Here is a 12,501-nt window from a genome sequence, read left to right on the forward strand (position 1 = left end):
GCGGTGACGGGCTACTGCCCCTGGGCGAAGGTGCGGCGGTACTCGCTCGGCGTGGTGTCGAGGATGCGCTGGAAGTGCAGCCGCAGATTCGTACCGGTGCCGAGGCCGACGTCGGCGGCGATCCGCTCGACACTCCGCTGCGACCGTTCGAGCAGCTCACGGGCCACGTCGATGCGGGCGCGCATGACCCACTGCATCGGCGTGTACCCGGTGTCCTCCACGAAGCGCCGCGAGAACGTGCGCGGCGACACCGCCGCGTGCCGGGCGAGCGCTTCGAGGGTGAGGGGTTCGCCGAGCCGGTGCAGCGCCCACTCCCGGGTGGCGGCGAACCGCTCGCCGAGCGACTCGGGCACGCTGCGCGGCACGTATTGCGCCTGACCGCCGCTGCGGTAGGGGGCCGCCACCAGGCGCCGCGCCGCGTGGTTCGACGCGGACACCCCCAGATCGCCGCGCAGGATGTGCAGGCACAGATCGATACCCGAGGCGGCGCCGGCCGACGTCAGCACGCTGCCCTCGTCGACGAACAGAACGTTCGCGTCGACCTGGACGAGCGGGCGCTTCGCCGCGAGCGCCCGCGTGTAATGCCAGTGCGTCGTGGCGCGCTTGCCGTCGAGCAGGCCCGTGGCGGCGAGCGCGAAGGCGCCCGTGGAGATGGCGGCGAGCCGCGCGCCCCGATGGTGGGCGGCGATCAGCGCATCGACGACGGCCTGCGGCGGGTCGTCACGGTCCGGGTGCCGGTAGCCGGGAACGAAGACGATGTCAGCCCACGCGAGCGCCTCGATGCCGTGCGCGACGTAGTACGACAGACCGTCGCCACCGGCCACGAGACCGGGCGCCGCGCCGCACATCCGCACCTCGTACGGCATGCTCGCGCGGGTCGTGAACACCTGCGCGGGAATACCGACGTCGAGAGGTTTCGCGCCGTCGAGCACGAGGACGGCGACGTGATGGAGGGGTGAGACCGGCACGGGGAAGAGGGTACGTGGGGGTGCGGGGGCGCATCGGCCCAGTTCCCCGAGGCGCGCAGGTCCGCCGGGAATCGTGTGGAGATGGGCGTGGACATCGCTTGTCGGCACCGCGCCCGCGGACCTCCCCGCAGGCGCGGACCTCCCCGCAGGCGCTGACCTGGCTGGACAGCGATCGGCCGGGGCTGCCCAAAGCCCCAGGCCGGCTACTGCTTCGAGTGACAGCTATCTCGACTATCTCGACTATCTCGACCAAGCACAGCAGGGCGCGGCCTGAGTCGTCAGGATGTACCGCTGAAGACGACGTCCTCGGTCCCGACCGTCACAGCCGTCCGCCCCGGCGCCGTCTGGTTGGTCCAGTACAGGTTCGTGTGCGCGATGACCTGGTCCGGCGGCGGCGCACCCCACGCCGTCTTGTCGCCCGTCGTGTGGGCGTCGCCGACCAGGGTCACGTCGTACCCCCTGACGAACGCGCCGTGGAGCGTCGAGCGGATGCACGCGTCGGTCTCCGCGCCGACGACGACGAGCCGCCCCGCACCGAGCCCCGACAGGACGGTTTCCAGAGTGGTGTCCTCGAAGGAGTCGCCGTAGCCCTTCCCGACGAGCGGCTCGGCGTCCTCCGGAGTGAGCTCCGGGACGATCCGCCAGTCGTCGCTCCCCCTCGTGAGCTCCTCGTCGGAGTGCTGGACCCAGACCACCGGGACCTCTTCGCGCCGCGCCCGCTCGACGAGGCCGGCGACGTTCGCGACGACCGCGTCGCGCTGGTGGGCCCCTTCGACGACGCCCTTCTGCACGTCGACGACAAGGAGCACAGTGTTCGACCGGTTCTCCAGGATGGTCATGGTCTCCCTTTGCTCATGCTGGGCTCGTATATCCACGCACGGTAGCCCCACCCACTGACAACGGGCCGGCCGGCGACGAGCGCCGCCGCCCCGGCCGCAGCACGAGGAAGTTCGGTAGGTACTGCGGCCCGAGGCAATGCCGCTGTCCTGCCCGCGGGGTGAACCCGCATACCGGCACCGACGCCAGCGCCAGGAAACCGGCCAGATCCACGGCTGGCCGACCCGGCCCGCCGTACCGCTTCTTGTGCAAACCACGCAGGTGAGCATGCGACCTCTGCCCAGCGGGCCGATCACGACGCTCGCCCGGGCCAACTCAGGCGCTCACGGGCGGACTCGGCCGCTCAGTCACAACGTCGACGCCCGCCCGAGATCCACGCCGTTGCATAACACTGCCAGTGAACGTATAGTCATGCCATCAACGAGGAGGGTTTTCCGATGGCGGTACGTGCGGCGGTGGCCGGAGCGAGTGGTTATGCGGGAGGGGAAATCCTGCGTCTGCTGCTCGGGCACCCCGAGGTCGGGGCCGCCGGGATCGGCGCGCTGACCGGGAACTCCAACGCGGGGCAGTACCTCGGAGCGCTTCAGCCGCATCTGCTGCCGCTCGCCGGACGTGAGCTGGAGCCGACCGTCACCGGCGCGCTCGCCGGGCATGACGTCGTCTTCCTCGCGCTGCCGCACGGGCAGTCCGCCGCCGTCGCCGCGGAGCTCGGCGACGACGTGCTGGTCGTCGACTGCGGCGCGGACTTCCGGCTCGCGGACGCGGGGGACTGGGAGAAGTTCTACGGCTCGCCGCACGCGGGCACCTGGCCGTACGGGCTCCCGGAGCTGCCCGGCGCGCGGGACGCGCTGCGCGGCGCCCGGCGCGTCGCCGTGCCCGGCTGCTATCCGACCGCCGTCTCGCTCGCGCTCTTCCCCGCCTACGCGGCCGGACTCGCCGAGCCCGAGGCGGTGATCGTCGCAGCCTCCGGGACCTCCGGCGCGGGCAAGGCGGCCAAGCCGCACCTGCTCGGCAGCGAGGTCATGGGCTCCATGAGCCCGTACGGCGTCGGGGGCGGACACCGCCACACCCCCGAGATGATCCAGAACCTGTCGGCCGCCGCGGGCGAGCCCGTCACCGTCTCCTTCACCCCGACCCTCGCCCCCATGCCCCGCGGCATCCTCGCCACGTGCAGCGCGAAGGCGAAGCCGGGCGTCACCGCCGAGACCGTACGGGCCGCATACGAGAAGGCGCTCCAGGACGAGCCGTTCGCGACGCTCCTGCCCGAGGGGCAGTGGCCCTCGACCGCCGCCGTGTACGGCTCCAACGCCGCGCTGATCCAGGTCGCGTACGACGCGGCGGCCGGGCGGATCGTCGTGATCAGCGCCATCGACAACCTCGCCAAGGGCACCGCCGGCGGCGCGGTGCAGAGCATGAACGTCGCCCTCGGCCTCCCCGAGGAGCTGGGGCTGACCACGGCCGGGATCGCGCCGTGAGCGCGGGCCGCGTACGGGCACGGGAGCGCGCCGTGGGCACGGGCCGAGCACGGGAGCGCTCCATCAGCACAGGCCGCATACGGACAACGGCAACACACGAGGAGATGCAGTGAGCGTCACGGCACCAAAGGGATTCACGGCGGCGGGCATCGCCGCCGGGATCAAGGAGAACGGCAACCCGGACCTGGCGCTCGTCGTCAACAAGGGCCCCCGTTCGGCGGCCGCGGGCGTCTTCACCTCCAACCGCGTCAAGGCCGCCCCCGTCCTCTGGTCCGAGCAGGTGCTCAAGGGGGGCCAGGTCTCCGCCGTCGTCCTCAACTCCGGTGGCGCCAACGCCTGCACGGGCCCGCTCGGCTTCCAGGACACCCACGCCACCGCGGAGCGGACGGCGGTGGCGCTCGGCCTGAACGCCGGCGAGATCGCCATCGCCTCCACCGGCCTCATCGGCCTCCGTCTCCCGATGGACAAGCTGCTCCCCGGCCTGGACGCGGCCGCCGCCGAGCTCTCCCAGCACGGCGGGGAGAAGGCCGCCATCGCCATCAAGACCACCGACTCCGTGCACAAGACCGCGGTCGCCGAGGGCGACGGCTGGTGCGTCGGCGGCATGGCCAAGGGCGCGGGCATGCTCGCCCCGGGCCTCGCCACCATGCTCGTCGTGCTGACCACGGACGCCGATGTGGACGCGGCGCGGCTGGACGAGGCGCTGCGCGCGGCGACCCGTACCACCTTCGACCGGGTCGACTCCGACGGCTGCATGTCCACCAACGACACCGTGCTGCTGCTCGCCTCCGGCGCGTCCGAAGCGACCCCCGGTCAGGAGGAGTTCGCCGAGGCCGTACGGGCCGTCTGCGACGACCTCGCCCGCCAGCTCATCGGCGACGCCGAGGGCGCGTCCAAGGACATCCGCATCGAGGTCGTGGGCGCCGCGAGTGAGGACGACGCCGTGGAGGTCGGGCGGTCCATCGCCCGCAACAACCTCCTCAAGTGCGCCATCCACGGCGAGGACCCCAACTGGGGCCGCGTCCTCTCCGCGATCGGCACCACCGCCGCCGCCTTCGACCCCGACGAGCTCAACGTCGCCATCAACGACGTCTGGGTCTGCAAGAAGGGATCGGTGGGCGAGGACCGCGAACTCGTCGACATGCGCTACCGGGAGGTCCGGATCACCGCCGACCTCTCCGCCGGCGCCGAGACGGCCGTCATCTGGGCCAACGACCTCACCGCCGACTACGTCCACGAGAACAGCGCGTATTCCTCATGAGCACCCGCAAACACACCGCCCTGCCCAAGGCCCGCACCCTCATCGAGGCGCTGCCCTGGCTCACCCGCCACAACGGCAAGACCGTCGTCATCAAGTTCGGCGGCAACGCCATGGTCGACGAGGAGCTGAAGGCCGCGTTCGCCCAGGACGTCGTCTTCCTGCGGCAGGCCGGGCTCAAGCCCGTCGTCGTGCACGGCGGCGGCCCGCAGATCACCGCCCAGTTCGACAAGCTCGGGCTGGTCACGGAGTTCAAGGCCGGGCTGCGCGTGACGACGCCCGAGGCGATGGACGTCGTACGGATGGTGCTGGCCGGCCAGGTGCAGCGCGAGCTGGTCGGCCTCCTCAACCGGCACGGGCCGCTCGCCGTCGGCCTGACCGGCGAGGACGCGCACACCATGAGCGCCGCCAAGCGGTACGCCGACGTGGACGGCGAGCCCGTCGACATCGGCCGGGTCGGCCGGATCACGCGGATCGACGCGGGCGCCGTCCAGGCGCTCCTGGACGACGGCCGCATCCCGGTGATCTCCTCCATCGCCCGCAGCGAGGACGACGACCACGTCTACAACGTGAACGCCGACACCGCCGCCGCCGCGCTCGCGGCGGCCCTCGGCGCCGAGACGCTCATGGTCCTCACCGACGTCGAGGGCCTGTACGCGGAGTGGCCGAGCAGCGACGACGTCATCAGCCAGCTCACCGCGCGGGAGCTGGAGAAGCTGCTGCCGGAGCTCGCCAGCGGCATGGTGCCCAAGATGGAGGGCTGCCTGTACGCGGTGCGCAACGGCGTCAACACCGCCCGGGTGATCGACGGCCGGGTGCAGCACTCGATCCTGCTGGAGATCTTCACCGACGAGGGAATCGGCACGATGGTCGTGCCCGACGAGGAGGGGACGGCATGACGGACACGACGACGGCGGGCGCGCCGGCGGACACCAACGCCGACCTGACGCGGCGCTGGCGGGGCGCCCTCATGGACAACTACGGCACGCCCCGGATACCCCTCGTACGCGGCGAGGGCGCCAAGGTCTGGGACGCCGACGGCAAGGAGTACGTCGACTTCGTCGGCGGCATCGCCGTGAACGCCCTCGGCCACGCCCACCCCGCGGTCGTACGGGCCGTGTCCGACCAGATCGCCACCCTCGGCCACGTCTCCAACCTCTTCACCGCCGAACCCCCCGTGGCGCTGGCCGAACGCCTCCTGGCGCTCTTCGGCCGCACCGGGCGCGTCTACTTCTCCAACTCCGGCGCGGAGGCCGTCGAGGCGGCCTTCAAGATCGGACGGCTTACGGGCCGTACGCACATGGTCGCCGCGGCCGGCGGGTTCCACGGCCGCACCATGGGGTCCCTCGCGCTCACCGGCCAGCCGAAGAAGCAGCAGCCGTTCCTGCCGCTGCCGGGCGACGTCACCCACGTCCCGTACGGCGATGCCGAGGCGCTGCGCGAGGCGGTCACCGCCGAGACGGCGCTCCTCGTCCTGGAACCGGTCCAGGGCGAGAACGGCGTCATCGTGCCCCCGGAGGGCTATCTGGCGGCGGCCCGCGAGATCACCCGGGCCACCGGGACGCTGCTGGTACTGGACGAGATCCAGACCGGAATAGGCCGTACCGGGCACTGGTTCGAGCACCAGGCGCAGGGCGTCGAGCCCGACATCGTCACCCTCGCCAAGGGGCTCGGCGGCGGCCTGCCGATCGGCGCGACCGTTGCCTTCGGCCCGGCCGCCGACCTGCTGACGCCGGGCCAGCACGGCTCGACGTTCGGCGGCAACCCCGTCGCGTGCGCCGCGGCGCTGGCCGTTCTCGACACGCTCGCGGCCGATGGAGCGCTCGACGGCGTCAAGCGTTCCGGCGAGCGGCTGCGTGACGGGATCACGTCGATCGGACACCCGCTGGTCGACCGGGTCCGCGGCGCCGGCCTGCTGCTGGGTATTGTCCTCACCGAGCCCCTCGCACCGCTGGTGCAGCAGGCAGCGCAGGAAGCGGGTCTCCTGGTGAACGCGGTCGCACCCGACGTGGTGCGGCTCGCCCCGCCGCTGATCATCGCCGATGATGAGGTGGAGACGCTGCTGCGGGCGCTGCCCGCCGTCCTCGACGCGGCGCACGGGACGCACACGGCCGACACGGCCAACGGGGAACGACGATCCGAGGACTGACACAACGATGACCGAGGCGCAGGAGACCGAGACGGCCCACGGCGGTCCGGCCGTACCGCAGACCCGCACCGCCCGCCACCGCCGGATCGTGGACATCCTCAACAGGCAGCCGGTGCGGTCGCAGAGTCAGCTGGCCAAGCTGCTCGCCGACGACGGCCTCTCCGTCACCCAGGCCACTCTCTCGCGCGACCTCGACGAGCTGGGAGCGGTCAAGATCCGCAACACCGGCGGCGAACTGATCTACGCGGTCCCCTCCGAAGGCGGCGACCGCACGCCCCGGGCGCCGCTCGGCGAGTCGGTGACCGAGGGACGTATGGCGCGGCTGGCCGGCGAACTGCTGATCTCGGCGGAGGCTTCCGCCAACCTCGTCGTCCTGCGCACCCCGCCCGGGGCCGCCCAGTTCTTCGCCTCGGCCATCGACCAGGCGGGGGTGCACGAGATCATCGGCACCATCGCCGGCGACGACACCCTCCTCCTCATCAGCCGCGACCCGGCCGGCGGCCAGGCCCTGGCGGACCACCTGCTGCGGCTGGCCCAGAAGGCGAGCTGACCCGGCCGACGGGCCCGAGCGCGGCGAAGGGCCCGGCGGCCGGATCGATTCCGGCTCCCGGGCCTCTTTCGCGATATCGGGACGAGGAGGAATCGAACCCGAGGCCCCCGGCGAACGCGTGTGGCCACGCGCACCCGACCCGCGGCCGTTGAAGGCGGGTTCGGAGGAATTCGGAGGAAGAGGCCGAACCGCTCGGCCAACCAGGATCAGCGGCGTTTGCGGGGAATGGTGGGGCGATGGCCCCCGAAAATGACTGGGGCCCTGCCTCACCGAAGTGAGACAAGGCCCCGACCTGGGCTGAAAGCCCTTTCGCACCGTCGGGACGACAGGATTTGAACCTGCGACCCCTTGACCCCCAGTCAAGTGCGCTACCAAGCTGCGCCACGTCCCGGTGCCCGCCCTGTCCGGGGATCTCCCCGGTCGGGCGTTCAAGAAGAAAATACCCTGTCCCGGCCGGTGAGCCGAATCGGGGGGTGTCCGCGGCGGCGCGGGGTGTCAGTAGCGGGTGATCGCCGTCGGTCCCGACGTGGTGCCGATCGCGATATGGGGGTGGGACGACGGGCGGGCCCAGGTGAGGATCGCGGCCATGGCGGGCGCGGGGACGGAGACGCAGCCGGCGGTCGGGCCGCGGCCGTTGACGTGGAGGAAGATGCCGGCGCCGCGGCCGTGGACGGGGCGGGTGTAGTTGAAGGCGATGACCAGGGCCCGGCTGTACTGGGTGGGGTAGTCGGCGAGGTGCTCGGACTCCTTCGCCGCGCAGTCGGAGGGCAGGCCCTCGACCCAGCGGTTGTAGGAGCGGGAGGCGTTGTCCTCGCACCACCAGGAGTCGGGGGTGACCTTGCGGTACGGGCTCCGGGTGCCCGCCGGGGCCGCGTCGTTGCCGAAGGCGTAGGGGAGCGCGTAGAGGCCGGTGGGCGTGGTGTCCGTGCCCTGTTCGCGGGTGCTCCCCTCGGTCAGGCCCTTGGCGCCGAACCGGGCCGGGGCGGAGCCCGCCTCGCGCCAGGCGCCGTGGTGCTTCTCCCACCAGGTGAGGGTGCCGGTGGTCGAGTCCGTACGGGCCGCCTCCGCGGTGATCAGCTGCGTACCGCCGCCGGTGTCGGCCATCCGGGACGGGAGCGGGGGCGGGGGAGCGGAGTGCGACGGGGGCGCGAGGGCCAGGGCGGCGGTCAGCGCCGCCGCGGCGGCGAGTGCTACGGCCCGGCTCTTCATGAGCCCGGCGGCAGCGGTGGCAGTGGCAAGGGCAGGCCCGGCAGGCCGTCGATGCTGGACGCGATGTGCTCCTTCTTGCGGAAGTACGCGTCCAGGGACTCGTCCGTCTCGCGCGCGAACCGCTTCGCGTGCAGTTCCCGGTCCGCGTCGAACGACATGAACGGCACGGCGTAGCCGCAGGTGTCCCGGATCAGCTCGGCGGTGACGACGACGATGGCGCGCGGGCCGTGCTGGGCCGGGTCGCTGTCGGGGAAGTGCGCCAGCAGCCCGGGCCAGCGCGGGTCGTCGCGGAAGACCGGCTCTCCCCGGCCGTGCACGCGCACGATGTTCGGCGGCCCGTCGAAGGCGCACCACATCAGGGTGATACGGCCGTTCTCGCGGAGGTGGGCGACGGTCTCGGCGTTGCTGCCCGCGAAGTCGAGGTAGGCCACGGTGCGCTCGTCGATCACGGCGAACGAGCCGCTCAGGCCCTTGGGGGAGAGATTCACCGTGCCGTCCCCGTCGAGCGGCGCGGTGGCGGTGAAGAAGATGCGCTGTGCCTCGATGAACGTGCGCAGTCGGCCCTCTATTTTTTCGTGCACCTTTCCCATGCCTCGCATTATGGGGCGAGGGGGGCGTTCCAGGGCAGGAGGCCGACGATGGCGCGTGGCACGCATGAGGTGCGAGTCCGGCGGGTGTACGAGGCGCCCGACCCGGCGGACGGCACGCGGGTGCTGGTCGACCGGCTGTGGCCGCGCGGCCTGTCGAAGGCGGCGGCGGAGCTGGACGACTGGGACAAGGACGTCGCGCCCTCGTCCGAGCTGCGGCGCTGGTACGGGCACGACCCCGCCAAGTTCGACGAGTTCGCCGAACGCTACCGCGCCGAGATGGCCGAGGAGGACGGGCGGCGGGCCGTGCGGCAGCTGTGCGAGCGCGCCGGCGCCGGCCGCCTCACGCTGCTGACCGCGACCAGGGACGTCGGCCACGGGCACGCACCGGTGCTGGCCGACGTGGTGCGCGCGGCCCGCCGGGCGCGAACCTGACGTACGGGCTCCACGCGCGGCCCCGCACCCGGGCAGCGTTGACGAATCATGCGGAGGACTGCATACTTATACCTATCAGTGCATGCACCGTAAGGAGAAACCCGTGACCGAGCGCGTCGTACTCGCCTACTCCGGCGGTCTGGACACCTCCGTCGCCATCGGCTGGATCGCCGAGGAGACGGGCGCCGAGGTCATCGCCGTCGCCGTGGATGTCGGTCAGGGCGGCGAGGACCTGGACGTCATCCGCAAGCGCGCGCTCGCCTGCGGTGCCGTCGAGGCCGAGGTCGCGGACGCGAAGGACGAGTTCGCCGACGAGTACTGCCTCCCGGCGATCAAGGCCAACGCCCTCTACATGGACCGCTATCCGCTGGTCTCGGCCCTCTCCCGGCCGGCCATCGTCAAGCACCTGGTCGCCGCGGCCCACAAGCACGGCGCCACCACCGTCGCCCACGGCTGCACCGGCAAGGGCAACGACCAGGTCCGGTTCGAGGCGGGCATCTCCTCCCTCGCCCCCGAACTCACCTGCATCGCCCCGGTCCGCGACTACGCGATGACCCGGGACAAGGCCATCGCCTTCTGCGAGGAGAAGAACCTCCCGATCGTCACCACCAAGAAGTCCCCGTACTCCATCGACCAGAACGTCTTCGGGCGGGCCGTGGAGACCGGCTTCCTGGAGGACATCTGGAACGCGCCCATCGAGGACGTGTACGAGTACACCGCGAACCCGGCCGCCCACCGCGAGGCCGACGAGGTCGTCATCTCCTTCAAGGCGGGCGTCCCGGTCGCCGTCGACGGCGAGCCCGTCTCCGTGCTCCAGGCGATCCAGCGGCTCAACGAGCGCGCCGGCGCGCAGGGCGTCGGCCGGATCGACATGGTCGAGGACCGGCTGGTCGGCATCAAGTCCCGCGAGGTGTACGAGGCCCCGGGCGCCATCGCGCTGATCACCGCCCACCAGGAGTTGGAGAACGTCACCGTCGAGCGCGAACTGGCCCGCTACAAGCGGCAGGTCGAGCAGCGCTGGGGCGAGATGGTCTACGACGGCCTGTGGTTCTCCCCGCTCAAGCGCGCCCTGGACGGCTTCATCAACGAGGCCAACCAGCATGTCACCGGCGACATTCGGATGACCTTGCACGGCGGCCGGGCCGTCGTCACCGGCCGGAGGTCGGCCGAGTCGCTGTACGACTTCGACCTGGCGACGTACGACACGGGCGACACGTTCGACCAGTCGCTGTCCAAGGGGTTCATCGAGATCTTCGGGATGTCTTCGAAGATCGCCGCCAAGCGGGACCTGGCGTAAGCGGCAGCCGGCAAGCGGTAGCTTTTCTTCACCCCGCCCCTTCCCGCAAGTCCTCAACAGCCGGACGGGCCCGCAGATCGGCCTGTCCGCAGGGCAGGGGCTCAACTCACCTTCCACGAGGAGCAGAGCAAGTGAGCAACGGCAACGGCGATGTACGGCTCTGGGGCGCCCGGTTCGCCGACGGGCCCTCGGAGGCCCTGGCCAGGCTGTCCGCCTCCGTCCACTTCGACTGGCGGCTGGCCCCGTACGACATCGCGGGCTCCCGCGCCCACGCGCGCGTCCTCGGCAAGGCCGGGCTGCTCACCGCCGACGAGCTCACGCGCATGCTCGCGGGCCTCGACCGGCTGGAGTCGGACGTGGCGGACGGCTCCTTCGTCGGCACCGTCGCCGACGAAGACGTGCACACCGCCCTGGAACGGGGCCTCCTGGAGCGCCTCGGCCCCGACCTCGGCGGCAAGCTGCGGGCCGGCCGCTCGCGCAACGACCAGGTGGCGACCCTCTTCAAGATGTACCTGCGCGACCACGCGCGGATCATCGGCGGCCTGATCGCCGACCTCCAGGACGCGCTGGTCGGCCTCGCCGAGGCGCACCCGGACGTCGCCATGCCGGGCCGTACGCACCTCCAGCATGCCCAGCCGGTCCTCTTCGCCCACCACGTCCTGGCCCATGTCCAGGCCCTCTCCCGCGACGCGGAGCGGCTGCGGCAGTGGGACGAGCGGACGGCGGTCTCCCCGTACGGATCGGGCGCGCTCGCCGGGTCCTCCCTCGGCCTCGACCCGGAGGCGGTCGCGGCGGACCTCGGGTTCGAGCACGGCAGCGCGGCCAACTCCATCGACGGCACGGCGGCCCGGGACTTCGCCGCCGAGTTCGCCTTCATCACCGCGATGATCGGCGTCAACCTCTCCCGCGCCGCGGAGGAGGTCATCATCTGGAACACGAAGGAGTTCTCCTTCGTCACCCTGCACGACGCCTTCTCCACCGGTTCCTCGATCATGCCGCAGAAGAAGAACCCGGACATCGCGGAGCTGGCGCGCGGCAAGTCCGGCCGGCTGATCGGCAACCTCACGGGGCTGATGGCGACGTTGAAGGCGCTCCCGCTCGCGTACAACCGCGACCTTCAGGAGGACAAGGAGCCGGTCTTCGACTCCTGCGACCAACTGGAGGTGCTGCTGCCCGCGTTCACCGGCATGATGGCCACGCTCACCGTCCACCGCGAGCGCATGGCGGAGCTGGCCCCGGCCGGCTTCTCGCTCGCCACCGACATCGCCGAGTGGCTGGTCAAGCAGGGTGTGCCGTTCCGGGTCGCGCACGAGGTCGCGGGGGAGTGCGTCAAGGAGTGCGAGGCGCACGGCATCGAGCTCGACCAGCTCACGGACGAGCAGTTCGCGAAGATCTCGCCGCATCTGACCCCGGAGGTCCGCACGGTCCTCGACGTGCCCGGCGCGCTCGCCTCCCGGGACAGCCGCGGCGGCACCGCGCCGTCGGCGGTGGCCGCGCAGCTCACCGAGGTCAAGGCCGACCTGGCCGGGCAGCGGGCCTGGGCGGACGCCAAGGGCTGAGCGCGAGAAGCCCCGCACGGGCCGAGGGCCGAGCGGGGCGGCAGCGGGGGGGGGGGGGGGGGGCCCCCCGTCCGCCCCCGGTTCCAGGGAAAAAGCCACAAAAAAAAAAAACACGGCCCCGGGGGAAGACCACCGCGTTTTGGCGGCCCTCGCAAAACCCCCCCCCCTCCTTCCCCC

At 71.8% G+C, this 12,501-nt stretch carries 12 protein-coding genes and 1 tRNA gene; 8 read left to right on the forward strand and 5 right to left on the reverse strand.

The features are described 5' to 3' along the window. Positions 1-11 precede the first annotated feature (11 nt). The gene (locus AC07AB_RS36665; RefSeq protein ID WP_478576290.1) at positions 12-968 is read right to left on the reverse strand and encodes a GlxA family transcriptional regulator; all 957 of its coding nucleotides are present in this window, start codon (positions 966-968) and stop codon (positions 12-14) included. A gap of 278 nt (positions 969-1,246) precedes the next feature. Further along, positions 1,247-1,807, reverse strand: coding sequence for an isochorismatase family protein (locus AC07AB_RS36670; protein WP_478576292.1), 561 nt, complete (start codon positions 1,805-1,807; stop codon positions 1,247-1,249). 435 nt (positions 1,808-2,242) lie between these two features. Here AC07AB_RS36670 and argC point away from each other — a divergent pair, with 435 nt between their 5' ends. From argC to AC07AB_RS36695, 5 genes are all read left to right on the forward strand, one after another. After that, a complete protein-coding gene (argC, locus tag AC07AB_RS36675; RefSeq protein WP_478576293.1) occupies positions 2,243-3,280 on the forward strand; it encodes an N-acetyl-gamma-glutamyl-phosphate reductase in 1,038 nt (345 codons plus the stop codon). Positions 3,281-3,389: 109 nt separating this feature from the next. Beyond that, entirely contained in the window at positions 3,390-4,541 is a 1,152-nt protein-coding gene (gene argJ, locus AC07AB_RS36680; protein WP_478576295.1) for a bifunctional glutamate N-acetyltransferase/amino-acid acetyltransferase ArgJ, read from the forward strand. Continuing rightward, positions 4,538-5,437, forward strand: a complete 900-nt coding sequence (argB, locus tag AC07AB_RS36685; RefSeq protein ID WP_478576297.1) for an acetylglutamate kinase — start codon at positions 4,538-4,540, stop codon at positions 5,435-5,437. The genes argJ and argB overlap by 4 nt, the downstream gene beginning before the upstream one ends. Next, positions 5,434-6,687, forward strand: a complete 1,254-nt coding sequence (locus tag AC07AB_RS36690; protein WP_478576299.1) for an acetylornithine transaminase — start codon at positions 5,434-5,436, stop codon at positions 6,685-6,687. The genes argB and AC07AB_RS36690 overlap by 4 nt, the downstream gene beginning before the upstream one ends. A 7-nt stretch (positions 6,688-6,694) precedes the next feature. After that, a complete protein-coding gene (locus AC07AB_RS36695) occupies positions 6,695-7,237 on the forward strand; it encodes an arginine repressor (protein WP_478576301.1) in 543 nt (180 codons plus the stop codon). A 317-nt stretch (positions 7,238-7,554) separates the two neighbouring features. On the opposite strand, the gene AC07AB_RS36700 is transcribed toward AC07AB_RS36695, so the two are convergent. From AC07AB_RS36700 to AC07AB_RS36710, 3 genes are all read right to left on the reverse strand, one after another. Continuing rightward, positions 7,555-7,628, reverse strand: a tRNA-Pro gene (locus AC07AB_RS36700). Positions 7,629-7,732: 104 nt separating this feature from the next. After that, positions 7,733-8,446 carry a L,D-transpeptidase family protein gene (locus AC07AB_RS36705; protein ID WP_478576303.1) on the reverse strand — a complete coding sequence of 238 codons (714 nt, stop codon included), beginning with the start codon at positions 8,444-8,446 and terminating at the stop codon, positions 7,733-7,735. Beyond that, the gene (locus tag AC07AB_RS36710; protein ID WP_478576305.1) at positions 8,443-9,036 is read right to left on the reverse strand and encodes a pyridoxamine 5'-phosphate oxidase family protein; all 594 of its coding nucleotides are present in this window, start codon (positions 9,034-9,036) and stop codon (positions 8,443-8,445) included. The genes AC07AB_RS36705 and AC07AB_RS36710 overlap by 4 nt, the downstream gene beginning before the upstream one ends. 48 nt (positions 9,037-9,084) lie before the next feature. Between AC07AB_RS36710 and AC07AB_RS36715 the strand changes: the two genes are divergently transcribed. The 3 genes from AC07AB_RS36715 to argH all read left to right on the forward strand — a co-directional run bounded on the left by AC07AB_RS36715 (position 9,085) and on the right by argH (position 12,324). Beyond that, a complete protein-coding gene (locus tag AC07AB_RS36715; protein ID WP_478576307.1) occupies positions 9,085-9,468 on the forward strand; it encodes a DUF488 domain-containing protein in 384 nt (127 codons plus the stop codon). Between the two features lie 103 nt (positions 9,469-9,571). Next, positions 9,572-10,765 carry an argininosuccinate synthase gene (locus tag AC07AB_RS36720; RefSeq protein ID WP_478576309.1) on the forward strand — a complete coding sequence of 398 codons (1,194 nt, stop codon included), beginning with the start codon at positions 9,572-9,574 and terminating at the stop codon, positions 10,763-10,765. A 131-nt stretch (positions 10,766-10,896) separates the two neighbouring features. After that, complete coding sequence (argH, locus tag AC07AB_RS36725) at positions 10,897-12,324, forward strand: argininosuccinate lyase (RefSeq protein ID WP_478576311.1); 1,428 nt, start codon at positions 10,897-10,899, stop codon at positions 12,322-12,324. The last annotated feature ends 177 nt before the right edge of the window (positions 12,325-12,501 follow it).

The sequence above is a fragment of the Streptomyces sp. NPDC044033 genome, assembly GCF_056434425.1.